This is a genomic window from Pseudomonas sp. Ga0074129 (assembly GCA_001465025.1).
Lineage (GTDB): Bacteria > Pseudomonadota > Gammaproteobacteria > Pseudomonadales > Pseudomonadaceae > Aquipseudomonas.
In genome coordinates this window covers 15,450-40,577 of the sequence record LNDO01000091.1, presented here as the reverse complement: position 1 = coordinate 40,577, position 25,128 = coordinate 15,450, and the positions used below count along the sequence as shown (strand labels likewise).

Annotated in this window: 24 protein-coding genes; 7 read left to right on the top strand and 17 right to left on the bottom strand. The window is 61.2% G+C overall.

The window, feature by feature from the left end:
- Position 1 precedes the first annotated feature (1 nt).
- The 9 genes from AUK77_RS13605 to AUK77_RS13565 all read right to left on the bottom strand — a co-directional run bounded on the left by AUK77_RS13605 (position 2) and on the right by AUK77_RS13565 (position 9,034).
- Entirely contained in the window at positions 2-1,750 is a 1,749-nt protein-coding gene (locus tag AUK77_RS13605; protein WP_296130520.1) for an aconitase family protein, read from the bottom strand.
- Between the two features lie 25 nt (positions 1,751-1,775).
- Positions 1,776-2,594 carry a transporter substrate-binding domain-containing protein gene (locus AUK77_RS13600; protein WP_296130519.1) on the bottom strand — a complete coding sequence of 273 codons (819 nt, stop codon included), beginning with the start codon at positions 2,592-2,594 and terminating at the stop codon, positions 1,776-1,778.
- Between the two features lie 262 nt (positions 2,595-2,856).
- The gene (locus tag AUK77_RS13595) at positions 2,857-3,627 is read right to left on the bottom strand and encodes an AraC family transcriptional regulator (protein WP_296130517.1); all 771 of its coding nucleotides are present in this window, start codon (positions 3,625-3,627) and stop codon (positions 2,857-2,859) included.
- Positions 3,628-3,691: 64 nt separating this feature from the next.
- On the bottom strand, positions 3,692-4,936 hold the full coding sequence (locus AUK77_RS13590) for an FAD/NAD(P)-binding oxidoreductase (protein WP_296130516.1): 1,245 nt from the start codon (positions 4,934-4,936) through the stop codon (positions 3,692-3,694).
- Positions 4,936-5,169, bottom strand: coding sequence for a 2Fe-2S iron-sulfur cluster-binding protein (locus tag AUK77_RS13585; protein WP_296130515.1), 234 nt, complete (start codon positions 5,167-5,169; stop codon positions 4,936-4,938). Before AUK77_RS13585 ends, AUK77_RS13590 begins: the two co-directional genes overlap by 1 nt.
- Complete coding sequence (locus AUK77_RS13580) at positions 5,160-6,269, bottom strand: FAD-dependent oxidoreductase (RefSeq protein ID WP_296130514.1); 1,110 nt, start codon at positions 6,267-6,269, stop codon at positions 5,160-5,162. Before AUK77_RS13580 ends, AUK77_RS13585 begins: the two co-directional genes overlap by 10 nt.
- Positions 6,266-7,201, bottom strand: a complete 936-nt coding sequence (locus tag AUK77_RS13575) for a 4-hydroxyproline epimerase (protein WP_296130513.1) — start codon at positions 7,199-7,201, stop codon at positions 6,266-6,268. The genes AUK77_RS13580 and AUK77_RS13575 overlap by 4 nt, the downstream gene beginning before the upstream one ends.
- A 113-nt stretch (positions 7,202-7,314) precedes the next feature.
- On the bottom strand, positions 7,315-7,995 hold the full coding sequence (locus AUK77_RS13570; RefSeq protein ID WP_296130512.1) for a GntR family transcriptional regulator: 681 nt from the start codon (positions 7,993-7,995) through the stop codon (positions 7,315-7,317).
- Positions 7,996-8,068: 73 nt separating this feature from the next.
- Positions 8,069-9,034 carry a LysR family transcriptional regulator gene (locus AUK77_RS13565; protein ID WP_296130511.1) on the bottom strand — a complete coding sequence of 322 codons (966 nt, stop codon included), beginning with the start codon at positions 9,032-9,034 and terminating at the stop codon, positions 8,069-8,071.
- A 188-nt stretch (positions 9,035-9,222) separates the two neighbouring features.
- On the opposite strand from AUK77_RS13565, the gene AUK77_RS13560 reads away from it, so the two are divergent.
- Both AUK77_RS13560 and oadA read left to right on the top strand, forming a co-directional pair.
- Positions 9,223-10,638, top strand: coding sequence for an acetyl-CoA carboxylase biotin carboxylase subunit (locus tag AUK77_RS13560; protein WP_296130510.1), 1,416 nt, complete (start codon positions 9,223-9,225; stop codon positions 10,636-10,638).
- A 76-nt stretch (positions 10,639-10,714) separates the two neighbouring features.
- Positions 10,715-12,538 (top strand): sodium-extruding oxaloacetate decarboxylase subunit alpha, encoded by a 1,824-nt coding sequence (gene oadA / locus AUK77_RS13555; protein ID WP_296130509.1) that lies wholly within the window; start codon positions 10,715-10,717, stop codon positions 12,536-12,538.
- Here the strand turns inward: oadA and AUK77_RS13550 are convergent.
- Positions 12,535-12,726, bottom strand: a complete 192-nt coding sequence (locus tag AUK77_RS13550) for a hypothetical protein (RefSeq protein ID WP_296130508.1) — start codon at positions 12,724-12,726, stop codon at positions 12,535-12,537. The two genes, oadA and AUK77_RS13550, sit on opposite strands and share 4 nt — an antisense overlap.
- Before the next feature lie 149 nt (positions 12,727-12,875).
- Between AUK77_RS13550 and AUK77_RS13545 the strand changes: the two genes are divergently transcribed.
- From AUK77_RS13545 to glsB, 3 genes are all read left to right on the top strand, one after another.
- Positions 12,876-13,817, top strand: coding sequence for a sodium-dependent bicarbonate transport family permease (locus tag AUK77_RS13545; protein WP_296130507.1), 942 nt, complete (start codon positions 12,876-12,878; stop codon positions 13,815-13,817).
- A 1-nt stretch (position 13,818) separates the two neighbouring features.
- A complete protein-coding gene (locus tag AUK77_RS13540; protein WP_296130506.1) occupies positions 13,819-14,121 on the top strand; it encodes a transcriptional regulator in 303 nt (100 codons plus the stop codon).
- Positions 14,122-14,385: 264 nt separating this feature from the next.
- The gene (glsB, locus tag AUK77_RS13535) at positions 14,386-15,294 is read left to right on the top strand and encodes a glutaminase B (protein WP_296130504.1); all 909 of its coding nucleotides are present in this window, start codon (positions 14,386-14,388) and stop codon (positions 15,292-15,294) included.
- 26 nt (positions 15,295-15,320) lie between these two features.
- On the opposite strand, the gene AUK77_RS13530 is transcribed toward glsB, so the two are convergent.
- The 4 genes from AUK77_RS13530 to AUK77_RS13515 form a co-directional block, all read right to left on the bottom strand.
- Entirely contained in the window at positions 15,321-16,676 is a 1,356-nt protein-coding gene (locus AUK77_RS13530; RefSeq protein WP_296130502.1) for an 8-oxoguanine deaminase, read from the bottom strand.
- A 142-nt stretch (positions 16,677-16,818) separates the two neighbouring features.
- Positions 16,819-17,274, bottom strand: a complete 456-nt coding sequence (locus tag AUK77_RS13525) for a GNAT family N-acetyltransferase (RefSeq protein WP_296130500.1) — start codon at positions 17,272-17,274, stop codon at positions 16,819-16,821.
- Between the two features lie 76 nt (positions 17,275-17,350).
- Complete coding sequence (locus AUK77_RS13520) at positions 17,351-18,337, bottom strand: asparaginase (RefSeq protein ID WP_296130498.1); 987 nt, start codon at positions 18,335-18,337, stop codon at positions 17,351-17,353.
- Between the two features lie 81 nt (positions 18,338-18,418).
- On the bottom strand, positions 18,419-19,861 hold the full coding sequence (locus AUK77_RS13515; RefSeq protein WP_296130496.1) for an alanine/glycine:cation symporter family protein: 1,443 nt from the start codon (positions 19,859-19,861) through the stop codon (positions 18,419-18,421).
- Between the two features lie 152 nt (positions 19,862-20,013).
- On the opposite strand from AUK77_RS13515, the gene AUK77_RS13510 reads away from it, so the two are divergent.
- Positions 20,014-20,832: a helix-turn-helix transcriptional regulator gene (locus AUK77_RS13510; protein ID WP_296130494.1), complete on the top strand. Its 819-nt coding sequence runs from the start codon at positions 20,014-20,016 to the stop codon at positions 20,830-20,832.
- 94 nt (positions 20,833-20,926) lie between these two features.
- On the opposite strand, the gene AUK77_RS13505 is transcribed toward AUK77_RS13510, so the two are convergent.
- The 3 genes from AUK77_RS13505 to AUK77_RS13495 all read right to left on the bottom strand — a co-directional run bounded on the left by AUK77_RS13505 (position 20,927) and on the right by AUK77_RS13495 (position 23,856).
- Positions 20,927-21,610 carry a GNAT family protein gene (locus AUK77_RS13505; protein WP_296130492.1) on the bottom strand — a complete coding sequence of 228 codons (684 nt, stop codon included), beginning with the start codon at positions 21,608-21,610 and terminating at the stop codon, positions 20,927-20,929.
- Entirely contained in the window at positions 21,607-22,257 is a 651-nt protein-coding gene (locus AUK77_RS13500; RefSeq protein ID WP_296130490.1) for an FMN-binding negative transcriptional regulator, read from the bottom strand. The genes AUK77_RS13505 and AUK77_RS13500 overlap by 4 nt, the downstream gene beginning before the upstream one ends.
- Before the next feature lie 171 nt (positions 22,258-22,428).
- Positions 22,429-23,856 carry an aspartate ammonia-lyase gene (locus tag AUK77_RS13495; protein ID WP_296130607.1) on the bottom strand — a complete coding sequence of 476 codons (1,428 nt, stop codon included), beginning with the start codon at positions 23,854-23,856 and terminating at the stop codon, positions 22,429-22,431.
- 239 nt (positions 23,857-24,095) lie between these two features.
- Here AUK77_RS13495 and AUK77_RS13490 point away from each other — a divergent pair, with 239 nt between their 5' ends.
- Positions 24,096-25,001: a LysR substrate-binding domain-containing protein gene (locus AUK77_RS13490; protein WP_296130489.1), complete on the top strand. Its 906-nt coding sequence runs from the start codon at positions 24,096-24,098 to the stop codon at positions 24,999-25,001.
- Positions 25,002-25,128 lie beyond the last annotated feature (127 nt).

Sequence of the window (25,128 nt, the reverse complement as noted above, 5' to 3'; positions counted from 1 at the left end):
CTTAGGGTTGAAGGGTGGCAAGCCAAGCGGGCATTTGCTGCGGGTTTCGTCCACTGCACGCAGCCTCTACACACGCGGCAAGGCTGCCGAAGTGCACCTGTCGGCCAACCAGCCCCGGGGCGTAATGGGCGTATTTGCCTGAGTTGGTCATCAGGCTGTGCGTCTGCCGTGGCACCACCGGCTCGCCCAACATGCACCAGCAGGTGTCGGTGAGTACCTCGGCACCGAACTGACGCAGTGTTGCCAGGTAGCCGGCGGCGTCAGCCCGTTCGTGCACGGCACGGCCACAGGTCACCACCAATGCGCTGTCCGGGTGCTTTTGCCGGCCCGTGCAGAGCGCTGCTAGACGGGCTAACTCGGTTAACGAGCAGTGTGGGTTGCCAAGCGCGACCAAAGGCACCTGCTCATCCTCAGCACTATTGAGCGCCTGCCAGCTTTGCATCAGTTCGGCGTTAGTCACGCGCAGGGTGCGCAGCAACCCTTGCCCACGCGTGGCATCGCGGGCTTCCGGAGTAATACCGGCGATATGGAACATGGGTGCCGCCGAGGTGGTGGCGAAGGTGGCGCCGAATGCTTTCAGGTCGTCGTGGCTGGCACCGCTCTGTTCCAGACCGGTCAGCAGCGGTATCTCGCGGCCTGCCAGCAAACCTATGTGGTAGCCGAGCAAGGGCCAGAAGCTGTCATCCGGCGTTTGCGGGTACTGCACATCAATGAGCAACGTCGCACTGCGGCCCTCGTCGAGATGCGCGCCACAACGCGGTGCACGGCCGGTCAGGGCGATGCAGATGTCCATGTAGTCCGGGTACTTGAGGGTGCGCGCACCCAGCACGCTGTTGGCGTACACCACCGCGTTGGATTCGGCCCAGACGATCTGTTCACCCAGTGCCGGCGCGCTGTCCAGCACATAGGGTGCGCAGGTGAAGCTGAGTTGCGCACCCATTGCCATGTACACATCGCCCAGTTCGCTGGCGGGTTCGCCAAACGCCGGATCAATGCCGAGGGCGCGCCACTGGCGTTGGTCCACCGAGATTGCGTTGAGGGTGGTCGGTATGCAGACCGCAGCCCCCCAGTCGCGCAGTTGTTGGGCGAAACGCAGACAGGCTGGACCGGTGTAGATGCAGCCGTCGATATGCGCCTGCGTCACATCCAGCAGCTCGGTTGCCCCCATCAATTCAGCCATACGCACCACCAGCTGCATGGCCACCTGGGCAGCCTTACCGGACTCGCCGGCGAGCAGGGCCTGGTCGCGCGCATTCAGTGAAAGCGAGGTATGCGGTCTTTCTGTGGCCGCGATGGGCTCGGCGCACCAGAGGTCGTCTGGTGTGCTGTTAATAAGTTGTAAGTGCTCGCCGTCGATGCGCACGGTACGGCCAGCATGCTGTTGCAGGTCGGCGAAGGCCGCATGGCCAATGCACAGCACCGGCAGTTGCACGTTAAACACCTGCTCGGCGACCAGCGCGCCGAGGGTGAGAATTTCGTCGGGTTCGGCCAGCACCAGCGCTGCAGGTGCCGGGCCGTTGAGGATCAACTCCAGCAGGACGCTGCTGCCTGTGCAGGAGCCGCGTCCGCTGGGAATGGCCAGAATGCGCCCGGCCAGCGATTGACCGCTCAGCGGGTGGTGTCGATCGATCACCTCCGCGCTGAACGGATCGACACCCCCCCAGAAACTCAGACCCTGATCGGCCCAGAGCAGGCTGCCCTGCCCACGACCGGCCACCAGACTGCGGCCCGTGATTCTTGTTGTAGACATACTTCTCGCTCCCGAGCGCGATCGGTCAGTAATACACGCCAGGGACGGTCAAGTTGGCCGGGCTGATTTCATCGCCCACCCACTTGGTCCACAGTTCTTGATAGCGGCCGCTACGCACTTGCTGGTTGACGAACAGGTTGAGGTAGTTGATCAGGCCGTATTCGTTCCGCTTGGCTGCCAGGGACACGTAATCGACCACATAGGGCGCATCGCCAACGACCTTGAGGCCTTTGTACTTGCCCGATTTAAGGGTGGCGGCGGCCACGGTATTGGTGACAACGGTGGCGTCGATATGACCCTGGGCTACGGCCAAAATGGTGTCGTTCTGGTTCTGGTAGGCGCGAAAGCTACCGCTGCCCCAGCTTTTCACGTCCTTTTCCAGGGCGATGGCCTCGTAGGTGCCGCTGGTATTGCCGACCGGGCGTCCCTTGAGGTCGTCATAGCCCGTTATGCCGGTGTCTTCGCGGGTCAATACCACCATCTGGAAGGCGAAGTAAGGCATGGTCATGCCCACGGTTTTGGCGCGTTCCAGGGTGTCGGAGGTGGAGGCGACGATCACGTCAGCGCGCCCGGAAACCAGTGCTGGGATGCGGTCTGGGAATGGCGTTTCCACCACCTCGGCTTTGACCCCCAAAACGCTGGCCAGGTCGTTGCAATAATCCACATCAAATCCTGCGGGCTGGTTCTTCTCGTCACGGAAACCCATAGGTGGGAAGTCCAGCGTTACAGCGCAACGCAGCTTGCCGGAGCCAATGATGTCGTCGAGCTTGTCGGCATGGGCATTACTGATCAAGGAGCCGCTTAGGAGTGCAAAAGCGGTTGCAGCCAATAGTGGTTTTTTCATGGGTATCTCTCTTTTCTCGTGCGTGTGGCAGATTAGGAGTGACGCTGCGTGTATCGGATTTCGTATACGATATTAAATATGCATTGCACGTGCCACATGCCGCTAGTGAGCTTTATTTTTTAATAAGTATCTGTTTTATATAGAAAATTTAAGATTGAAGCGGCGGCGTTTATAGCGTTAACACCGGCGGTGTAACGGGCATGGCTACGCGGCTGTTACCTAACGGAGCAGGTTGTGGGAAGCGTGCACACTAGAGAGGCGCTCAGCGGTTTTGCAGCGACTCGCGGTACTGGCTGGGGGACAGACCGGTATGCGCTTTGAACTGGCGACTGAAGGCGCTGTGATCGGTGTAACCACAGCGCAGCGCGATCTCGGTGATGGGCAAGTGTTCTCCCAGCAACTGGGTCGCGGCGCCGAGGCGTGCCTTATGGATCATCTGCCGTGGGCTGAGCTGGAAAATGCGCTGGCAATGGCGCTCCAGTTGCGCCACGGAGAGCCCGGCAATGGTTGTCAGTTCGTTCAGGCTGATGTTCTGCGCAAAGTGCTGCTTTATATGGGCATCGACGGCAGCGACTTTCGGGTAGGCGGGGTGCTGGGAGTTAGCGCTGGGCAGGTCACAGGAAACACCGGCCATGCCAATGATCTTGCCCTCGACATCACGCAAGGGCAGCTTGTGGGTCAGGCACCAGCCGGGTTGGCGGCCGGGATAGAGATGAAGCTCCAGTTGGTTGTCGAGCCGCGTGCCGGCATTCAGCACGTGCAAGTCCTGAGCGGTATAGAGCGCGCCAAGGCGGTTGGGGAAGACTTCTTCGGCGGTGTGGCCAAGGAGTTGCTGCTTATCCTTGCAACCCAGGCGTTGCACCAAGGTTTGGTTGAGTAGCAGATAGCGGGCGTTGTGATCCTTGATAAAAAAAACCACGCCCAGCAGTGCGTCAAGCAACGGCGCAATGGCTTGCAGGCTGCTCACCAGGCCGGAGATATCAACAGCATTGCTGGTGGGTAGAAGGTGCAGTGGGTTGCTGGGGGTGGGCATGGCGGCTCCGCGATTGACCGCAGAATAAGGCCTGGCCGCATGCCTGAACAGGCCGCGGCCGTGGTTAGTTGTGCTGATCCAACTGCAGTAGGGTTTCGATACGGGCAGGGCTGAATGGCGGGCGCGGGGCAAACGGTTCCCAGCCGAATAGCGCTTGGCTGGCTGCACCGCAGATACGCCCCTGGCAGGCACCCATGCCGCAGCGGCTGGCCAGCTTGGCTTGGCTCCAGCTCTGGCGGCCAGTCAGCGCGGACAGGGGGACGTCCTCGCAGCGACACAGCAAGGTGTCTTGCTGGGCCAGGTTCTTCACCGCGTCACCGAGCGTAAATGCTGTGCCCAGCGCTCGGGCAAAAGCCTGCCAGCGCTCGCGCTGTGGCCATAGCAGGCGAGCGTTTTGTGGCGCGTCGACGGCCATGTAGCCCGCGATAGCGCCTTCGACCTGGGCCTTCTCGCAGCCGCCAAAACCGGTGCTTTCGCCAGCGGCGTAGACATTGCTCAGGCTGGTGGCCTGCCAGGCGTCCACGGCAATCGCTTGATCGGCAATGTCACAGCCCAGTGCCTGAGCGAGTTGCAGGTTGGGTATCAGGCCAAAGCCGCAGGCAAGTCGCTCGCAGGCGACTTCACGGATTTGCCCGTCGATGTTCAGGCGAACCGCTTCCAATCGGCCATCGCCCAACGCCTCGACAACATGACTGTTTGCTCGGTAACGCGGATGGAAGAGGCTGAAAGCCTGCAGCAGTTTGTTCGGCCAGCGCGGCAGTTGCTTGGCAAAGTTAGCCACGGCACGCCACTCAGCCTGCTCGGCGATATGCAGCACGCGTGCGCCATTTTTCTTCGCTGTGGCCGCGCTGGCCAACAACAGTGGGCCACTGCCGGCGACTACAACGCGTTCACCGCGTATTGGCAGGCCGCCTTTGACCAGGGCTTGCAGGCCGCCAGCTCCGCTCACGCCCGGCAGCGTCCAGCCCGGAAATGGCAGCAGCAGTTCACGGGCACCCGTGCAAAGGATTAATTTGCCGTATGCAATCACCCAACCCCGTTCGGCGTTTTCCACAAGCAATTCACGGGTGCCGGCCCGGGCCACAACGCGTGTGGCGGTCAACAACTGGATGTTCTTGTGGGCGGCAAGACGCTGGCGCTGCTCGTGTGCCTGAGCTGGCAGATGAGCCTGAGGGCCGTCACGCCAGATTTGTCCGCCGGGGCTGGGGTTATCGTCGAGCAGGGCAATGTGCGCCCCGCTGGGTGCTGCTGCTAAGGCTGCCGCCATGCCAGCAGGGCCAGCGCCAATGATCAGAATGTCTACGTTCATCATCTGCTCTCCACGCGCATGCCTTCAAGGCAGAGGGTCTGGCAGGCCAGGCGCCGTTGATCATTAATGGTCACCCGGCATTCCTGGCACACGCCCATGCCGCACAGCGGTGCGCGGCGTTGGCTGCTGACCGAGGTGCGGCTACTGCCGTCCCCGCCCAATCTCAGTGCGGCGGCCACTGTCGTGCCATCGCCGACGTGCAGCGGTTGACCATTCAGGATCACTACAGGCATGGGTTGGCTCCGAGAAAGCGCTGTGGCAGATAGGCGTCCGGCGTCAGTGGCGCCGTTTCGCTGAACAGTTGGGCGACCAGCAGTTCGGCGGTGCCTGGCGCGGTGGTGACCCCTAGACCTTCGTGGCCGACCGCCAGCCAAAGGCCTGGGCGCTGCGGGTGCTCACCGATCAGCGGCAGTCCGTCTGGGGTGGCAGCGCGAAAGCCGGTCCAGGCGCGGATGGCGTTTAGCCCGGCCAGTCCGGGCATATAGTCGACGGCGCGGCGCAGCATGTTGGCCAGCATCAAGGGCTCTACCTCGGAACTCTTGCTGTCAAACTGGCGCGATGCGCCGATCAACAGTTGGCCTGTGGGGCGCGGTTGGATATTGGCCGCCACTGAAGGGCCGCTGGCGTTATGCGCGCTGGTGACATAACCCAGCTCCACCAGGGTATGACTGACCCGAGCGGGGTAGCGGTCGGTGATCAACAGGTGACCTTTCTTTGCCTGTATTGGTAGCTCCGGACACAGTTCGCGGGCATAGATACCGTTGGCCAGGATCAAGGTCTCGGCCCTTAGCCATTGCCCATCATCCAGGCGTATGCGTCGCTCATCGATGTCCGTCACCGTGGCAGTGCACTGAACAATGTTGGGATGCTGCAATAACCAACGTGCCGCGTTGGGTGCGTAGAGAATGCCGTCGCCGCCGACTTTGAGCGCCCCATGCAGGCCATGACGCAGTTCAGGCTCCGTCATCTGCAAGGCGCTTGCGCCAAGCAACTGGCAATCCAGGCCGTGTTCGCGCAGGGCTTGATACTTGGCCTCGGCCACGGCCATTTCCTCGGCATTGGCGGCCAACCACAGGGTACCGTTCTGCCGATAAGCGCAGTCTTCGGGCATCTCGCGACCCCAGTCGCGCCAGCGCTGTAACGAGTATTGGCTGAGCGCCAGTTCCGCCGGGTTGTCGTCCAGTACGATCAGGTGGCCCATGCCGGCGGCGGTTGCGGCGCGCCGGCCGGCATCCAGTACCAGCACGCGCAGGCCACGTTTGGCCAACTCATGGGCGCAGGCGGCACCGATGATGCCGGCGCCAATGATGATGACGTCAGCCTTGAGGCTCACAAGCGGATGCCCCAGGCGAATGGATCATCAGCCTCGATCAGCAGTTGGGCGTCGGCGCTGAGGTGGGCGCGGCCACGAATGGTAGGAATGATGCGGCCGTTATCGACAGCCTCGTAACTAGCCTCGAACTGACTGCCGATCACACTGGCCTGATGCCAGATCTGACCGGGCTGCAGTTTGCCGTCGGCCGCCAAGCAGGCCAGTTTGGCGCTGGTGCCGGTGCCGCAGGGCGAGCGGTCATAGGCCAAGCCCGGGCAAAGCACGAAGTTGCGGCTGTCGGCCTCGGCATCCTCGGCGAACAACTCGATATGGTCGATCAATCCGCCGTCATCACCGCGCAGGCCTTGATCCTCCAGGGCCTGCTGCACCGCTACGCTGTAGGCCGTAAGCGCGGGCAGGTTGTCGCCGGCCACGCGCAGGCCATGCTCGCTAATCAGAAAAAACCAATTGCCTCCCCAGGCGATATCGCCAACCACCGGGCCATAACCCGGCACGTCTACTGTGACGTTGTGGCGATAGCGATAGGACGGCACATTGCGCACGCTGACTGAGCCATCCTCATGCAGTGTTGCGGTGACCGTGCCCACCGGTGTTTCTACAAGGTGCTCGCCCGGACCAATACGGCCGAGATAGGCCAACGAGACGATCAAACCGATGGTGCCGTGGCCGCACATGCCCAGGTAGCCGCTGTTATTGAAGAAGATCACACCGGCACAGGCGCTGGGGTCGACGGGACTGCAAAGTAGGGCGCCTACCAGCACCTCACTGCCACGTGGCTCCAACATGCAGGCGCTGCGCCAGTGGTCGAATTCAGCGGCTAACCGCTGCCGACGTTCAGCCATACTGCCCTGGCCAACATCAGGAAATCCTTCGATGACCAGGCGTGTTGGTTCGCCGCCGGTGTGCGAATCGAGAACATGAATGCGCTGCATGCTGTGGTGCTCCCTAAGGCACTAAAGATGCAGTAAGGGTGCCGCTGACGGTGGGTCAGCGGCTTGATTGATTTAACTCAAGGCAATGACGAAATCAGCACAGGGGTGACGGGTTACTTGGTCAAGTTTTGTTTGGGCAGGTGGGCATAGAGGGTTTGGCAAACGCCGTTGATATGTTCGGCTATCAGGGCGGCGGCATGGTCGGCATCGCCGGCGCGGCAGGCGGCGATGATTTCGCGATGTTCCTGGTCGGCGCGTTGCTTACCTTCAGACAAACTCATTTGCATGCGCAGATAGCGTTCCAGTTTGTCGTGGATGGAGCGGATCAGGTTAACCATAAAAGGGCGCTGTGCTGGCTCGTACAAGCAGGCATGCAGTTGCCAGTTGAGTTCAGACCAGCGCCCCACGTCCTCTTCACCAAGAAAGGCTGAGCAAATACGTTCGGCAGCCGCGAATGTCGCAGCGGTCATGTTAGGCACCGCCAAGCGTATTGCCTGAACCTCCAACAGCACGCGAACCTCGAACATCTGCGCCAACTCCGGTTCGGAGATACGTGTGACCACCGCGCCCTTATTGCGTTGGAACAGCACCAATCCCTCAGCCTCTAAACGCTTGAGTGCCTCGCGGACGGGAATCTTGCTGACGTTAAACAGCTTGGCGACATCGTCCTGACGGATGGGCTCATCCTCATCGAAATGCCCGGAGATAATCGCTTCACGCAGGTGGGTAGCAATCACCTCCGAAGCAGTCGGGGTGATACCAAGGTTCGGAGGGTTGAATTTGGGTAAGGGCACGCTGCAATACCGGAGTGGTGGGCCAACCAAATCATCATATACACAATTGTCCGCTTTTATGGCGGATGGTGAGTCATGTCTGTACCCCTGCGGGTGATGCTATCGGCCCGTCAAAGCGCTCAGCCAGGGCGTTAATCAGGCTGCGTTGCTCGCGCACGAAGGCAAAAAATGCTTGGGCTACGGGTGACAGGTGCTTGCTGCGTGGGTGCACCAGGCACCAACTGCGCAGCAGTGGCAGTTCACTCACAGGCAGCTCGTGCAGTGCGCCGCAAGCCAACTCGCGGCGCACGGCGTGGCGCGGTAGCAGGGCCAAGCCGAGGCCGGCGAGTACGCTTTCGCGCTGACTTTCCATAGAGCCAACTTCCAGCGTTTGCGCAAAATGTGCGCGTTTTAAGTGGCAGTAGTCCTCGCAGGCTTTGCGCGTGCCGGAGCCGGGTTCGCGTACCAGCAGAGGGTAAGCGGTGAGGTCCTGCAGGCTGAGCGTGCCTTGCTGACTGAGCGGGTGGTCGGGCGGAGCGACAGCGACGATCGGGTTATTCAGGAAGGGGAAAAATTCCAGGTTCATGTCTGTCGGCACCCGCGACATGATCAGCAAATCGTCGCGGTTGGCGTTCAGGCGCTTGATCACCTGCGCATGATTGGTGACCACCAACTGCAAGCTAACGTCCGGGTATTGCTGGCGAAAAGCGGCGAACAGGTGGGGAACGAAGTATTTGGCGCTGGACTCCACTGCCAGGCTCAGTTGCCCCTGCAGTGAGCCTTGCAGGTCTGAGAGCTGCATGTCGAGGCTCTCCAGACGGCCGAAGATATCCGCACTGGCGCGTTGCAAGAGTTCGGCGGCCTCGGTCAGGTAGAGTTTTTTGCCGACGTAATCGAACAGCGGTTGGCCGATCAATTCTTCCAGCTGGCGAATCTGCAGGCTCACGGCCGGTTGGGTCAGGGCCATTTCTTCAGCCGCGCGGCTGTACGACAGGTGACTGCACACCGAGCGGAATACCTGAAACTGACGAAATGTCATACGCAGCAATGACTTACGCATTGTTGAGGCCTGCCTAGCGAACATTAGTGCCTGCAACTATAAGTCTTTACTAATGGCTAACCCAATAATTATTGATTTTGGTTAATCGCTAAGGCGGCGTAGCGTGAGCGCCTGACTGCCTGTGCCTTGGTGGTCGCCCCACGACCGGTTGTCCGGTTGCCTGTTCACGTGATCGAGGATGCTGGCCCGTGATCAAGAAAATCCTGATCGCCAATCGCGGCGAGATTGCCGTACGCATTGTGCGAGCTTGCGCCGAGATGGGCATTCGCTCGGTGGCCGTATATTCCGATGCCGACCGCCATGCCCTGCACGTCAAGCGTGCAGACGAGGCGCATGGCATTGGTGCCGACCCGTTGGCCGGCTACCTGAACCCGCGCAAGCTGGTCAACTTGGCGGTGGAAACCGGTTGTGATGCGCTGCATCCCGGTTATGGGTTCCTCTCGGAAAACGCCGAACTGGCCGATATTTGCGCCGAGCGTGGGATCAAGTTCATCGGCCCGTCGGCGGAAGTGATTCGCCGCATGGGCGATAAGACCGAGGCGCGGCGCAGCATGATCAAAGCCGGTGTGCCGGTCACGCCGGGCACCGAAGGCAACGTGGCTGACATTGCCGAAGCGCTGGTCGAGGGCGATCGCATCGGTTATCCGGTGATGCTCAAGGCCACCAGCGGTGGCGGCGGCCGGGGTATTCGCCGCTGTAACTCGCGTGCTGAACTGGAGCAGGCGTTCCCACGGGTGATTTCCGAGGCAACCAAGGCCTTCGGCAGTGCCGAAGTGTTTCTGGAAAAGTGCATCGTCAATCCCAAGCACATCGAAGCGCAGATTCTCGCCGACCGCTTTGGCAACACCGTGCACCTTTATGAGCGCGACTGCTCAATCCAGCGGCGTAACCAGAAGCTGGTGGAAATCGCCCCCAGCCCGCAGCTGACCCCGGAGCAGCGCGCCTACATCGGCGATCTGGCTGTGCGAGCCGCCAAGGCCGTGGGTTACGAGAACGCCGGCACCGTGGAGTTTTTGCTCGCTGAAGGCGAGGTGTACTTCATGGAGATGAACACCCGCGTGCAGGTGGAGCACACCATCACCGAAGAAATCACCGGCATCGACATTGTTCGCGAGCAGATTCGCATCGCTTCGGGGCTGGAGTTATCGGTTAAGCAGGAAGACATCATCCACCGGGGTTTTGCTCTGCAGTTCCGCATCAATGCCGAAGACCCGAAGAACAACTTCCTGCCCAGCTTCGGCAAGATCACCCGCTACTACGCTCCCGGCGGCCCTGGCGTGCGTACCGACACGGCGATTTACACCGGCTACACCATCCCGCCGTATTACGACTCGATGTGCCTGAAGCTGGTGGTGTGGGCGTTGACTTGGGAAGAGGCGCTGGATCGTGGCCTGCGCGCTTTGGACGACATGCGCTTGCAAGGGGTCAAAACCACGGCGCCTTACTACCAGGAGATTTTGCGTAATGCAGAGTTTCGCAGCGGCCAGTTCAACACCAGTTTTGTCGAGGCGCACCCGGAGTTGACCGAGTACTCGATCAAGCGCAACCCGTCGCACTTGGCTATCGCCATCGCCACCGCCATTGCCGCTCACGCAGGGCTTTAACGAATCGTAGCCCGGAGATAATCCGGGATATATCTGCGGCCCCGGAGTGCATCCGGGCTACAGGAGAGCTGAGAACATGAGCAAGCCCGTTTTGCAGAAAAAAATCACCGTCACCGACACCATTCTGCGTGATGCACACCAGTCGATCATCGCCACGCGCATGCGTCTGGAAGACATGCTGCCGATCTGCGCCAAGCTCGATCAGGTGGGTTACTGGTCGCTGGAAGTGTGGGGCGGGGCGACGTTTGATGCCTGCGTGCGCTTCTTGAAAGAAGACCCGTGGGAGCGCCTGCGCAAACTCAAGGCCGGGTTACCCAACACCCGTTTGCAGATGCTGCTGCGCGGGCAGAACCTGCTCGGCTATCGGCACTACAGCGATGACGTGGTGCGTGCTTTTGTGGCCAAGGCGGCGGTCAACGGCATCGACGTATTCCGCATCTTTGATGCGATGAATGATGTGCGTAACCTGCGTGTGTCTATCGAAGCGGTGAAAGCGGCGGGCAAACATGCTCAGGGCACCATCGCCTACACCACCAGCCCCGTGCATACCGTCGACGCCTTTGTGCAGCAGGCCAAGGCCATGCAGGCCATGGGCATCGACTCCATCGCCATCAAAGACATGGCCGGGCTGCTGACGCCATTCGACACGGCCAACTTGGTGGGCGCGCTGAAGGCGCAAGTGGATCTGCCGGTGTTTATCCACAGTCACGACACCGCCGGCATGGGTGCGATGTGCCAGCTCAAGGCGATTGAGGCTGGGGCGGACCATATCGACACGGCCATTTCCAGCTTTGCCTGGGGCACCAGCCATCCTGGCACCGAGTCCATGGTTGCCGCGTTAAAAGGCAGCCCCTACGACACCGGCCTCGACTTGTCGCTGCTGCAAGAGATCGGCATGTACTTCCATGCGGTGCGCAAGAAGTATCACCAGTTCGAAAGCGAGTTCACCGCCGTCGACACCCGCGTGCAGGTCAATCAGGTGCCGGGCGGGATGATGTCCAACCTGGCCAACCAGCTCAAAGAGCAGGGCGCGCTGAACCGCATCAACGAAGTGTTTGCCGAGATCCCGCGCGTGCGTGAAGACCTGGGCTTTCCGCCGCTGGTCACGCCCACCTCGCAGATTGTTGGCACTCAGGCGGTGTTCAACGTGCTTGCCGGTGAGCGCTACAAAACCATCACCAACGAAGTGAAGCTCTACCTGCAGGGGCGCTACGGCTTGGCTCCGGGCAAGATCAACGAGCAACTGCGCAAGCAGGCGATTGGCAGTGAAGAAGTCATCGAGGTACGCCCGGCCGATTTGCTCAAGCCGGAAATGGCCAAGCTGCGCGAAGAAATTGGCAGCCTGGCGCACAGCGAAGAAGACGTGCTGACCTACGCCATGTTCCCCGACATCGGCCGTAAGTTCCTTGAAGAGCGTGCGACCGGCACCTTGAAGCCTGAAGCGTTGTTGGCCATCCCCGAGGCTGGCGCTGTGGCCCCGGCCGGTGGTGAAGGCGTGCCCACTGAGTTTGTCGTGGACGTGCACGGCGAAAGCTACCGCGTCGACATCACCGGTGTGGGCGTGAAGAGCGACGGCAAGCGCCACTTCTACCTGTCCATCGATGGCATGCCGGAAGAAGTGGTGTTCGAACCGCTGAATGATTTTGTTGCGGGTGCCACAGGCAAGCGCAAACAAGCCAGTGCGCCGGGCGATGTCAGCACCAGCATGCCGGGCAACATCGTTGATGTGCTGGTCAAGGTGGGTGATGCGGTCAAGGCCGGCCAAGCCGTGTTGATCAGCGAAGCGATGAAGATGGAAACCGAAGTGCAGGCGCCGATTGCCGGCACCGTTAAAGCGGTGCATGTGGCGAAGGGTGACCGGGTCAATCCGGGTGACGTACTGGTGGAAATCGAAGGTTAACGAAATACCTCTTCAGCGCGGCGTGCGTTGAGGATGTTTTGCCCCGGACGGTTGAACAGGCATTCGATCCGCTTCCGGGGCGTTTTATTCAGTGCAGCGATCAACGTCGCTTTCTCAAAGTGCAGTTGATGGCTGGCAAAACCTGGGGAATTACCCTGGCGAGCCGCAAGGCTCTGGTTTATGGTCATGCCCCGCGCCGTTCGAGTGGCCATTTGGCCAAGCGGACGGTAGAAACCGGGTTTCAGCACAGCCGGGTTTGGGGCGTGGCCTTTTATTGGCTCGATGTGACGCGCTGAGCGTCTATAGGTGCAGACATTATTAACCTGAGGGATATGCGGTGAGCCTGGATCCGGTAGTGCTGTTTTTTGTGTTTGGCTTGGCAGCCGGTTTGCTCAAAAGCGAACTGAAACTGCCGCCAGCACTTTACGAAACCTTGTCGATCATCCTGCTGTTGGCCATCGGTCTGCATGGCGGCGTGGAGTTGGCTGAGCAGGTCAGCTGGCAACTGCTGGGGCAGTCGGCGTGGGTGCTGGCGCTTGGCATCACCATGCCTCTGATCGCCTTTGCCGTGCTGCGCGCCCTGCGCTTTGATCGTGTCAACGCCGCAGCGGTGGCGGCGCATTATGGTTCGGTGAGCGCCGGTACCTTTGCCGTGGTCGTGGCCTACATGATGGCCAAGGGCATTGAGTTTGAAAGCTACATGCCGCTGTTTGTCGCCATTCTGGAAATCCCGGCAATTCTGGTCGGCATTCTGCTGGCCAAGGGCATCGCCCGCGATACCAATTGGGGCGAACTGGGCCGGGAAATTTTCCTCGGTAAAAGCATCATGCTGCTGCTCGGCGGTCTGGTGATCGGCGCGATTGCCGGCAAGGAAGGCATCAAGCCGCTGGAGCCGCTGTACACCAGCATGTTCAAACCGGTGCTGGCGCTGTTCCTGCTGGAAATGGGTCTGATCGCTTCCGGTCAGCTGGGCGCGCTGAAACAGTTTGGCTTGCGCCTGCTGGCCTTCGCCCTGCTGATGCCGCTGTTTGGTGGCCTTGTTGGTGCCTTGCTGGGCCGCATGATGGACCTGAGCCTGGGCGGCACAGCGGTGTTGGCCACACTGGCCGCATCGGCGTCCTACATCGCGGTGCCAGCGGCCATGCGTTTGGCCTTGCCGCAGGCCAACCCTTCGCTGTCACTGACAGCGTCACTGGGGATCACCTTCCCCTTCAACATCTTAATCGGCATACCACTCTACCTGCTGCTGGCCGAGCAACTGATCGCCTGGGGACTCTGAAATGGATGCACATATCCGCACTCTGCTGACGGTGATCTGCGAGGCCGCGCTGGAGAAGAAACTGGTGGTCGACTTGCAACAACTCGGCGCGCCGGGATGGACCATCTCTGACGCTCGAGGCCGTGGTGGACGCGGCGTGCGCAGCGCCGGTTGGGATACCGAAGGCAACATCCGTGTCGAAATCATCTGCACCCGCGACATTGCCGACCGCATCGCCAATCACCTGCAAGCGCGCTACTACGCTAACTTCGCTATGGTCTGCTACCTGTCGCAGGTCGAAGTGTTGCGGCCAGAGAAGTTCTGACCGGCGCTCGATCACGGTGGATGAGAAGAGCGTCATCCGGCCTACGCTGCTGTGCATTGCGCAGGTTGTATGGCGTGAGTTCGGTAGGGTGGACGTCGCTTCACCCGTCCACCGTGCGCGGTTGAATCCCGGTGGATGAAAGAGCGTTATCCACTCTAGGTTGCGGCGGTTCATTCTCTGGTGTTGAGGTGTGATCAGCACCGCCGGGCAAGCGTCTATTTGCCACTGTCCGAGGCGCGCTCGGGCCTAGGGGTGAGCCTGAACATGCAAGCGTTGTTGAATGAAATCCTCGATGAAGTCCGCCCGCTGATCGGTCAGGGCAAGGTGGCTGATTACATCCCCGCGTTGGCCGATGTATCGGCCAACCAGCTGGGCATTGCTGTGTACAGCAACGATGGCGAGCTTTACTGCGCCGGTGATGCGCACACGCCGTTCTCTGTGCAGAGCATTTCCAAGGTGTTCAGCCTGGTGCAGGCCATCGAGCATTCCGGTGAAGACATCTGGCAGCGCCTCGGGCATGAGCCGTCTGGCCAACCATTCAACTCGCTGGTGCAGTTGGAATTCGAGCGTGGCAAACCGCGCAATCCGTTTATCAATGCCGGCGCACTGGTGATCTGCGACATCAACCAGTCACGCTTTGCCGCGCCGGTGTTGTCGATGCGCGATTTTGTCCGACGCCTGGCTGGCAACCCCGAGATCGTGGTGGACCGGCGCGTGGCGGAGTCGGAATACCAGCACCGCGCGCGCAACGCGGCGGCGGCTTACCTGATGCAGTCGTTCGGCAATTTTCATAACGATGTGGAAGCGGTGCTGCGCAGCTACTTCAGCTACTGCGCGTTGCGCATGAGTTGCACCGATTTGGCGCGGGCGTTCTGCTTTCTGGCCAACGACGGCTTCTGCAAGCACAGCGGCCAGCAGATCTTGAGCGCGCGGCAGAGCAAGCAAGTCAACGCGATCATGGCCACCAGCGGCCTGTACTACGAGGCGGGCAACTTCGCCTACCGCGTCGGCCTGCCGGGTAAAAGCGGTGTAGGCGGCGGGATTATTGCCGTGGTGCCGGGGCAGTTCAGCGTGTGCGTGTGGTCGCCGGAACTCAACGCCGCTGGCAACTCCCTGGCCGGAATCAAGGCGCTGGAGTTGCTGAGCGAGCGGATCGGCTGGTCGGTGTTTTAACTGCCCGCACCTACAGTGTGAATGCATTACCCCGCGATCAGTTCCTTGGCCGCTTGGCGGTGATCGGCGATCAGCTGGGCCACGTCGAGGCCTTCGATTTGCCCGTCGATCACCCGCCATTGGCCACCGATCATCATGCGGTCTGCTTTGTCGGCACCGCACAGCAGTAAGGCTGAGATCGGATCGTGACTGCCGGAGAAGCGCAGCTCATCGAGCTTGAACATCGCCAAATCAGCCTGCTTGCCCACCGCCAACTCGCCAATGTCGGTGCGGCCCAGCAGCGCGGCGGAACCCTTGCTGGCCCAACCCAATACCAATTCCGGGGTGATGTGCTCGGCACCGTAGCGTAGGCGCTGCAAGTACAGCGCCTGACGCGCTTCGAGGATCATGTTGGAGCCGTCATTGGAGGCCGAACCATCCACTCCGAGGCCGATCGGCGCGCCGGCTGCGGCTAAATCAAGCGTTGGGCAAATACCGGAGGCCAAGCGCATGTTCGAGCTGGGGCAGTGGCAGATGCCGGTGCCAGCCGCGCCGAGGCGTTCGATTTCATCCGGGTTGAAGTGGATGCCGTGGGCCAGCCAGGTGCGCGGGCCGAGCCAGCCGACGCTGTCCAGATAGTCCACGGTGCGCAAGCCAAAACGTTGCAGGCAGAAGGCTTCTTCGTCGAGGGTTTCCGCCAGGTGGGTGTGCAGGCGCACGTCCAGTTCCTCGGCCAGTTCGGCGCTTTGACGCATGATCTCCTGGGTCACCGAGAAGGGTGAGCAGGGCGCTAAAGCGATCTGGATTTGCGCGCCATCGCCGCGCTGGTGATAGGTCTGGATCAGCCGCTGGCTGTCAGCCAGAATCACCTCGCCTTGCTGCACGGTGTGCTGCGGCGGTAGGCCGCCCTCGGCTTGGCCCAGGCTCATGGAGCCGCGCGTGAGCATGGCGCGCATGCCCAGCTCGCGCACGGCTTCAACCTGCACATCGATGGCGTTTTCCAGCCCGCCGGGGAACAGGTAGTGATGATCCGCCGCCGTGCTGCAGCCGGACAGCAGCAACTCGGCTAGTGCCACTTTGCTGGCCAGGGCGAGCTTCTCGGGCGTCAGGCGCGCCCACACCGGGTAGAGCGTTTGCAGCCAGGGGAACAACGGCTGGTTGACCACCGGGGCCCAGGCGCGTGTGAGGGTTTGGTAGAAGTGGTGGTGGGTGTTGATCAGCCCCGGCAACACCACATGCTCGCGCGCATCAAAGCACCGCTCGCAGGGTTGCGATGGCTGTTGGCCGGCCTTGAGCAGTTCGACGATCACACCGCCCTCAATCACCAATCCGCCGGCAGCGTCGAGGTTGTTGGCAGTGAAGATGGCGAGGGGGTTTTGGATCCAGATACGCGTAGCAGCCATTGAGTTGGCTCCTCTGAAGTTAGGTTCAGGTTAGCCAGCTCAGTGTTCACCCTGTCTGCTGATCCAGGTGTGCACCGGCGCAAGTGGCCGGGCATGGACGTGACGATAACCGCCTGAGGCGGTGGCAGCAAGGCGGTCGGGCTTAGAAGACTTTACGGTACTGAATAAACCCCGAGCGCTCGGCGATGCGTTCATACAGCAGCATGGCGCGGCTGTTGCTCTCGTGGGTCAGCCAGTAGGTGCGTGAGCAGCCCTGGGCTTTGGCCTGCTGATACACATGCTCGATGAGTTGGCGACCTGCGCCGCTGCTGCGGATGTTTTTGGCGATGAACAAGTCTTGCAGGTAGCAGTAGTCGCCGGGCGTCCAGGTCGAGCGGTGGTAAATCCAGTGCACCAGGCCGATGGCTTGGCCTTCATGCCAGGCGAGGGCGGCGTGCAGTGGTTCGGCCGGGTCAAGGAAGCGCTGCCAGGTCAGGTCGCTGGTCGCAGCGGCAATCTCGGTCATGTAGAAGCGCTGGTAGCCCTGCCACAGCGGCAACCAGGCGGCATGGTCGGCACTGCTCACCGGGCGGATTTCAACGGGAATGCGAACGGTCATGCGGGTCACTCCTTACTGGGGCAAAGCCTTTAGATCGGACAGCGGCTCTTGCAGCCTAGCTGCAAGCCCGCATCCTTCAATCCGCGCGCTCACCACACAGGTCAATGGCAAACCAGTGTGCCACGTCGGTGGGCGATAGGCCCGCACCGAGCAGGGCGAACAGCTTGCCCAGCGCCGCTTCACGGGTCATGCCGCCAGCGGAGATAAGCCCGGCGCTGGCCATTTGGCTGCCTGCCGCATACACACCAAATTCCACATGGCCGTGCGGGCATTGGCTGATGGCTGCCAGGACCACACCGCGTTCATGCGCGGCCTTGAGTTCGCCGAGTAGTTCGGCGTCATCGGCCGGGCCAGTGCCGCTGCCGTAGCATTCCAGCACCAAGCCCTGCACGCCGCTGTTGAGCAGCGCGCGTAGGTGGCTCGCCTGAATGCCGGGGTAGAACGGCAGCACCGCCAGGTTGACCGGCTGACGCGGCTGGCGAAAGTCGATGCTGGCCGGAATGTGCTCGGCACGCGGGCTTTGACGCAGGCGCGGCAGCACGTGGAAGGCATCAAAGGCATCGCTGCGCAGCTTGCTGACCCGCGCCCCGTGCAGCAGCGCACCGTTGAAATACAGGTGCACGCCCGGCGCGATGCCGTCATGCAATGCGCTCATCGCGCCGAACAGGTTGCCCCAGGCATCGCTGCCTTCTGCACCGGCTGGCAGCATCGAGCCGCTGAGCACAACCGGCACCGGCAAGCCCAACAGCAAAAAGCTCAACGCGGCGGCGCTGTAGGCCAGGGTGTCGGTGCCGTGCAACAGCAGTACGCCATCGCAGCCGTCTTGTTCAACCCCGGCGCGAATGGCCGCGCCCATCGCCAGCCAGTTGCGCTGCTGCATATTGGCGCTATCAATCGGCGGCAACAGCTCGCGGAATTGCCACTGTGGCAGGGGTTGGTCTTGCAGGGCTTGTTGCGTGCGCATACGCGCTTCAAAACCAGACGCCGGGGCCAGGCCAGCTGTACTCATCTGCATGCCGATGGTGCCACCGGTGTAGAGCACCAGAAGTTGTTTGCAACCCATCGTGGGGTCTCCGTGATTTCTATTGTTCTTATAAGCAAACAGGGGGCCAAGCCCCCTGTTTTTTAACATCTTTTCAAACGCTTAGCGCTGGTGTGCCACGTTGCTTGCCTCTGCGGCATTAACCGTCGCAGCGTTGCCTTTGCTCGGCCATGCAGCGGGGTCGAGGTCCAGGTCTGCGAAGTTCTTCGCGTCAAATACAGGCGACTCTACACCGGCTTTGATCTGGCTGTCGTAGTCGCGCATCAGGCGCAGGCCCGTTTTGAACAGCAGGAACATCGCCGTCAGGTTGACCAAGGCCAGCAAGCCCATGGTCACATCGGCAAAGCCGAATACAGTCGACAGGTCCTGCATAGAACCCCACAGCACCAATGCAATCACCATCACACGGTACGCTTGTAACAACCAGTTCTTCTTGCTGAAGAAGCTCAGGGCGTTCTCACCCAGGTAATAGTTGTAAACCAGCGTGGTGAAGACGAAGAGCAGTAGCGCCATGCTGACGAACACCCGACCCCATTCACCCACTTCGGCGGCCAGGGCTGTTTGGGTCAGGACAACGCCTGCCATTTCACTACCCGGCTGGTAAACGCCCGAGAGCAGGATGATCAGTGCGGTGCTGGTGCACACCAAAATGGTGTCGATGAACACGCTCAGCGACTGCACGATACCTTGTGCGGCCGGGTGTTTGACTTCAGCCACTGCCGCGACGTTGGGCGCACTGCCCAGGCCCGCTTCGTTGGAGAACAGGCCGCGCTTCACGCCCATCATAATGGCCGCACCGATACCGCCGGCGAACGCTGGCTCAAGACCAAAGGCACTGCGTACGATCAGGGACAGGGTTTCCGGCACTTCGGTAATGTTCATGCCCAGCACAACCAGCGCCATGCCGATGTAGGAGAACGCCATGATCGGTACCAGCACGTCAGCCATGCTGGCAATGCGCTTGATGCCGCCAAAAATGATCAAGCCGATTATGGCCACCAGTGCCAAGCCGCTGACATAAGTCGGTAACCCGAAGGTGTCATGCAATGAGGTGGCGACGGTGTAGGACTGAACAGCGTTGAAGCCAAAACCGAAAGTCACCAACAGCAGGATCGAGAAGGTAACTGCCATCCAGCGCTGACCCAGGCCGTGCAAGATGTAAAAAGCGGGGCCGCCCCGGTAAGTGCCATCTGCCTGGCGGCGCTTGTACAGCTGCGCCAGGGAGCATTCGAAATAGCTGGTAGCCATACCCAGCAGCGCCACAACCCACATCCAAAAGATCGCACCGGGGCCACCGAGCATGATGGCGACCGCCACACCGGCGATATTACCTGCACCCACACGCCCGGCTACTGAGAGCATCAGTGCCTGGAACGAACTGAGCTGGCCGGGTTGACGCTCGAATGCTTCAGCGAAGATGCGGAACATGTCGCCGAAGTAACGGAATTGGACAAAACGCGAGCGAATCGAGAAGTACAGCCCGAGGCCGACGAGGGCAACGATGAGGACCTTGCTCCAGAGCAGGTCGTTAAGAATATCGAGCATGGCAGTGAGGTCTCTCTTGTTGTTTTGAGAAGGGAATATGCGTGGGACCCGAATGGTTGAGCAGACGCGCTGTCCATGCAATTTCGCGGGTGGCGTCGACTTGGCGCGAGTTGATGCTAAAATTGCGTCGCTCGCATCACCAGGAATCTGCCATGCCTGACCATCTAGGGCCCAATCTAAAGCTGTTGTGCAGCCATTACCGGTCAATTGCCGAGGTTTGCCGCAAACTCACCATCAATCGCGCCCAGTTCAATAAGTACCTCAGCGGGCAGAGCCGACCGACGGCCTTCAACCTCAAGCGCATTTGCGATTTTTTTGGTGTCGAGGCTTATGAACTGAACCTGCCGGCCGAGCAGTTTGCCGACCTGATTGGTGCGCGCATCGGCAGCCATGACACCCGCCTGCCAAGCGATCCGCTGTTGGAGTTGTTTCAACCGCTGGGCGAGCACTCCAGTAGCCTGTCGCGTTACTGCGGTTATTACTTCGAGTACGCCAACTGCATGTCGGTGCCGGGGCAGATTCTGTTGTCGCTGGTGCACCTGCGTGAGGAGCGCGGCAGCTTTCTTTTTGAACGCCAGGAGCGTCAGGAACCGTCGCGCGCCGACAGTGGCAAGGCCGAAGACTGGGTGCGCTGTCGCTACCTAGGCGCGGCGTTCTACCTGCAAGACCGGCTGTTTCTCATCGACTACGAGTCGCTGACCGGCAACGAAATGAGCCAAACCATCCTGATTCCCAGCTACAAGAGTCGCATCACCCGCTTGAACGGCCTGAAGACCGGTGTGTCCAGCGGCGACCTGCGCACCCCGGCGTGCACCCGTGTGGTCTGGGAATACCTAGGCACCGAGATCAACCGGGTCAACGCCTACCGCCAAGTGATGCTCTACAGCCCAGACGACCCGCGCATCGACGCCGATATCCGCCAGCGCCTGGCCGGCGCGCAGATTCGTCATGGTTTGTTTGAGATCGAATAAGCGGTTGATCGCATGATGCGGGTGGCCCAAGCCGCGTACGCGTCGAGGCCGGGTGCAGCGTTGGGCTTCGCTGCGCTCAACGCCAACCTACTCTTTATTTCCTCATAATATCTTCTAGGCGCTGTTTCTGTTGTGCACAGGCGTCGAAGTTATCCGCCGCCAGCCAGCGCTCAAAGCCGATGGCCAGGGCAGGCCATTCGCGGTCGATGATCGAATACCAAGCGGTGTCGCGATTACGCCCTTTGCGCACCATGTGCTGACGAAACAAGCCCTCGTAACTAAAGCCCAGGCGTTTGGCCGCGTGCATGGAGCGGGCGTTGGCCGCGTCGCACTTCCATTCCAGACGACGGTAACCCAGCGTGGCAAACGCTAGCTTGGCCAGCAGGTACACCGCCTCGGTCGATGCCGGGCTGCGCTGCATGGGGGCACCGAAGATCACATGGCCGATCTCGATGCAGCCGTCCGCGGGGACGATGCGCATCAGGCTGAGCAGGCCGACGGCGCGCTGCTGGCGCAGGTCAATCACGCTAAAGAACAGCGGGTCGTCACTGGCGGCATGGCTGCTTAACCACGCATCGAAGGCCGCGCGTTCGTTGAACGGGCCGTAGGGCAGGTAATCCCAGAGCGCCGGGTCGCTGTCCGGGCCTTGCAGCGCCTGCCACAGCTCGTCGCTATGGCGCGCCGAGTCAAGCGGTTCAAGGCACACATAGTGGCCATTTAAGGCAGTGCGGGGCGGGGTTGCTGCGGGTTGCCAATCGAGCAAGGTCGACGGGGTCATGGCGCTTCCTTGGGCATGGTTGAGCGGTTGATCTGCGCGGCCAATTCGCGGTCGCGTGGGTCTGGGCTGGCGAGCAGACCTTCGCGCATGCCCGTTTGGTCAGCCTGGCTGCGGTTCTGTCCGAGCTTCCATTTACCCTCCAGGCGTTCGATGGGCAAGGCGAAGCCGACGATAGCGCGCAGCATGCTGTCGATGTACTCGCGCGGCGCATCGCTCACCGCCCAAGGCCGCGGGCGCTCGGCTTCGTGCTGATCGCTGAGGCGGCTGACCAGATTCAGCAGGCGCTCGGCGTCCTCAAACACCTCGGCGCGGCCATGGGCCTGCACGCTGATGTAATTCCAGGTCGGCACCACCTTGCCGTGCTCGGCCTTGGCGGCGTACCAAGACGGGCTGATATAGGCTTCCGCGCCCTGTAAGATCACCAGCGCCGGGCTGCCGTCAGCCAAATCGCGCCACTGCGGGTTGGCCTTGGCGAAGTGGCCGTACAGCGTGCCATAGGGCCCTTCGTCTGCGTCCAGTAGCAACGGCAAATGGCTGGCGAGCAAACCCTGCGCACCATGGCTGACCAGCGTCGGCAGGCGCGTGGCGAGCATCTGCTGGTGCAGTGTGGCGAGGTCGTCCTGGCGAAAGGCGGCGGGCGTGTACATGGGCGGGCTCCTGAGCTGATGCGCCATGCTAGGTTGAGTCGCGGTCCGTTGTAAGACCTGTGTGCAGCGCTGAGAAGTGATGGCGCACGGCATATGCGCCCACAAAAAAGGGATGGCCGAAGCCATCCCTGGGAAGCGGAGGGGGGACATCCTCCGTTACAGCAGGCTATGTCAGTGGCTTAGCAGGGGTGCCAAGCGCGGGGCGATCATGTTTTCGGGGCGCAGGATGTCAGCCAGGGTGGCGTCGTCCAGTAGCTTTTCTTCGCGCACCAACTCCAGCACGCCACGGCCGCTGTCCAACGCTACTTTGGCGATGCGCGTGGCGTTCTCGTAGCCGATGTAAGGGTTAAGCGCGGTGATCAGGCCGATGGAGTTTTCCATCAGTTCACGGCAGCGCGCTTCGTTGGCGGTGATGCCGTCGATGCACAGTTCGCGCAGCATATCCATGGCGCGGGTCAGCAGGCGGATCGAGTCGAAGATCTTGTAGGCGATCAGCGGCTCCATCACGTTGAGCTGCAGTTGGCCACCTTCAGCGGCCATGGTCAGCGCCAGATCGTTGCCGATCACTTCGAAGGCTACCTGGTTGACCGCTTCCGGGATCACCGGGTTGACCTTGCCGGGCATGATCGAACTGCCGGGCTGGCGCGCGGGCAGGTTGATTTCGTTGATGCCGGTGCGCGGGCCGCTGGAGAGTAGGCGCAGGTCGTTGCACATCTTCGACAGTTTGACCGCGGTGCGTTTGAGCATGCCGGAGAACAGCACAAAGGCGCCCATGTCCGAGGTGGCTTCGATCAAATCGGCGGCTGGCGTAAGCGGGTGGCCGCTGATAATCGCCAAGCGCTTGACCGCCAGCAGTTGGTACTGCGGGTCGGCGTTGATCCCGGTGCCAATCGCGGTGCCGCCCAAGTTCACTTCGGTGAGCAGAGTCGGGGCAAAGCGTTTTAGGTGCTGCAGGTCTTCGCCGAGGGTGGTGGCGAAGGCGCGGAATTCCTGACCAAGGGTCATCGGCACGGCGTCTTGCAGCTGGGTGCGGCCCATCTTCAGGACGTGGCTGAACTCCAGATGCTTTTTCGACAGCGACTGGATCAGCTTATCCAATGCGCTCAGCAGGCTTTCATGACCGAGCAGCAGGCCCAGGCGAATGGCGGTTGGGTAGGCGTCGTTGGTCGACTGCGCCATGTTCACGTCATTGTTCGGGTGCAGCTGCTTGTAGTCACCTTTTTCGAAGCCCATGGCCTCGAGCGCGATGTTGGCGATGACTTCGTTGGCGTTCATGTTGGTCGAAGTGCCCGCGCCACCCTGAATCATGTCGACCACGAACTGCTCGTGAAACTCACCCTGAATAATGCGCGCACAGGCGGTGCTGATCGCTGTGTGCTTGGCGGCGGAGAGGTGACCCAGCTCGCGGTTAGCGTCGGCGGCGGCCTGCTTGACCATGGCCAGGGCGATGACCAGTTTTGGGTAATGCGACAGCGTCACGCCGGACAGGCGGAAGTTCTGCACGGCGCGCAGGGTCTGGATGCCGTAATAGGCGTCAGCAGGAACGTCGAGGGTGCCAAGCAGGTCTTTTTCAAGGCGAGTGGATGCAGCAGCGGACATGATCAAGGTCATCTCAGGAAATACGGCAAAGGCCGCGATGCGCCGTAGATTAGGGGTTTCAGGCGGATTAAGGCCAATGCTGTTAAACGCTGGGTCATGCATAATCGGCATAACGTGGGTGTGACGTGCCGCTTGACCAGAGCGTACGACGTACCTGTGGGAGGAGCTTTAGCCGCGACCGTCGCCGCTGAAGCGCCTCCCACAGTGCCTTGCCTCGATATCGGCTTTACGGAGAAGAGATGAACCTCGAAAGCAAATGGCTGGAAGACTTTGTCACCCTGGCCGCCACCCGCAGTTTCTCTCAGGCGGCGCAAAAGCGCTTTGTCACGCAGCCGGCGTTTAGTCGGCGGATTCGCAGCCTGGAGAACATGCTCGGGCTGACGCTGGTCAACCGCGCGTGCACGCCCATTGAATTGACCGAATCTGGCCAGTTGTTTCTGGTCACGGCACGCAGCATGGTCGAGCAGCTGGGCGAGGTGGTGCGCCATCTGCACAACCTTGAAGGCCAGCAGGGCGAGGTGTTACAGATTGCCGCTGCGCATTCGCTGACCTTGGGTTTCTTCCCAGCATGGATCGCCCGCCTACGCCGCGAGGGCTTGCCGCTGAACACGCGATTGGTGGCGACTAACGTGGGGGAGGCGGTGCATGTGCTGCGTGAAGGTGCGTGCGACCTGATCCTCGCCTACTACGATCCGGACGCTGCCCTGCAGATGGACCCGGAGATCTTCCCCTCGCTGCATCTGGGCCGCACCGAAATGCTCCCGGTGTGTGCCGTGGGCGAGGACGGTGCACCGCTATTTGATCTGTCCAACGGCCAGAGTGTGCCGTTGCTGGCCTACAGCGCCGGGGCTTTTCTCGGGCGCTCGGTCAATCTGCTGCTGCGTCAGCGCGCGCTGCGTTCAACCACGGTGTATGAAACGGCGATGGCCGACAGCCTGAAAAGCATGGCCCTGCAAGGTATGGGCGTGGCCTGGGTGCCGCGCTTGAGCGTGACCGGCGAACTGGCCCGCGGCGAGTTGGTGGTGTGCGGTGACGCGCAGTGGCGGGTGCCGTTGGAGATTCGCCTGTACCGCTGCGCCTTGGTGCGCAAGGCAGCGGTAAGGTTGCTTTGGCGCAAGCTGGAAGCCGGCACCGGAGCGGCTTAGAACCTCTGTACGATCAGCTGCGCGTCGGCCCTGCTGCGTTAAAAACAGGCTGGTGCGCCAGCCCGGTCGGAAGCCGCTTGCGGCTAACGCGCTTTAGCGCAACCCGCAGGGCGAGTAGAACGAGTCA

What these genes read in the sequence shown, in the direction of transcription:
- AUK77_RS13495 (WP_296130607.1), bottom strand. Translation starts at nt 23,856, where the DNA reads ATGTCCGCTGCTGCATCCACTCGCCTTGAAAAAGACCTGCTTGGCACC.
- AUK77_RS13520 (WP_296130498.1), bottom strand. Translation starts at nt 18,337, where the DNA reads ATGGGTTGCAAACAACTTCTGGTGCTCTACACCGGTGGCACCATCGGC.
- AUK77_RS13525 (WP_296130500.1), bottom strand. Translation starts at nt 17,274, where the DNA reads ATGACCGTTCGCATTCCCGTTGAAATCCGCCCGGTGAGCAGTGCCGAC.
- AUK77_RS13490 (WP_296130489.1), top strand. Translation starts at nt 24,096, where the DNA reads ATGAACCTCGAAAGCAAATGGCTGGAAGACTTTGTCACCCTGGCCGCC.
- glsB (WP_296130504.1), top strand. Translation starts at nt 14,386, where the DNA reads ATGCAAGCGTTGTTGAATGAAATCCTCGATGAAGTCCGCCCGCTGATC.
- AUK77_RS13605 (WP_296130520.1), bottom strand. Translation starts at nt 1,750, where the DNA reads ATGTCTACAACAAGAATCACGGGCCGCAGTCTGGTGGCCGGTCGTGGG.
- AUK77_RS13540 (WP_296130506.1), top strand. Translation starts at nt 13,819, where the DNA reads ATGGATGCACATATCCGCACTCTGCTGACGGTGATCTGCGAGGCCGCG.
- oadA (WP_296130509.1), top strand. Translation starts at nt 10,715, where the DNA reads ATGAGCAAGCCCGTTTTGCAGAAAAAAATCACCGTCACCGACACCATT.
- AUK77_RS13585 (WP_296130515.1), bottom strand. Translation starts at nt 5,169, where the DNA reads ATGCCTGTAGTGATCCTGAATGGTCAACCGCTGCACGTCGGCGATGGC.
- AUK77_RS13600 (WP_296130519.1), bottom strand. Translation starts at nt 2,594, where the DNA reads ATGAAAAAACCACTATTGGCTGCAACCGCTTTTGCACTCCTAAGCGGC.
- AUK77_RS13530 (WP_296130502.1), bottom strand. Translation starts at nt 16,676, where the DNA reads ATGGCTGCTACGCGTATCTGGATCCAAAACCCCCTCGCCATCTTCACT.
- AUK77_RS13505 (WP_296130492.1), bottom strand. Translation starts at nt 21,610, where the DNA reads ATGACCCCGTCGACCTTGCTCGATTGGCAACCCGCAGCAACCCCGCCC.
- AUK77_RS13510 (WP_296130494.1), top strand. Translation starts at nt 20,014, where the DNA reads ATGCCTGACCATCTAGGGCCCAATCTAAAGCTGTTGTGCAGCCATTAC.
- AUK77_RS13515 (WP_296130496.1), bottom strand. Translation starts at nt 19,861, where the DNA reads ATGCTCGATATTCTTAACGACCTGCTCTGGAGCAAGGTCCTCATCGTT.
- AUK77_RS13550 (WP_296130508.1), bottom strand. Translation starts at nt 12,726, where the DNA reads ATGACCATAAACCAGAGCCTTGCGGCTCGCCAGGGTAATTCCCCAGGT.
- AUK77_RS13565 (WP_296130511.1), bottom strand. Translation starts at nt 9,034, where the DNA reads ATGCGTAAGTCATTGCTGCGTATGACATTTCGTCAGTTTCAGGTATTC.
- AUK77_RS13575 (WP_296130513.1), bottom strand. Translation starts at nt 7,201, where the DNA reads ATGCAGCGCATTCATGTTCTCGATTCGCACACCGGCGGCGAACCAACA.
- AUK77_RS13595 (WP_296130517.1), bottom strand. Translation starts at nt 3,627, where the DNA reads ATGCCCACCCCCAGCAACCCACTGCACCTTCTACCCACCAGCAATGCT.
- AUK77_RS13500 (WP_296130490.1), bottom strand. Translation starts at nt 22,257, where the DNA reads ATGTACACGCCCGCCGCCTTTCGCCAGGACGACCTCGCCACACTGCAC.
- AUK77_RS13590 (WP_296130516.1), bottom strand. Translation starts at nt 4,936, where the DNA reads ATGAACGTAGACATTCTGATCATTGGCGCTGGCCCTGCTGGCATGGCG.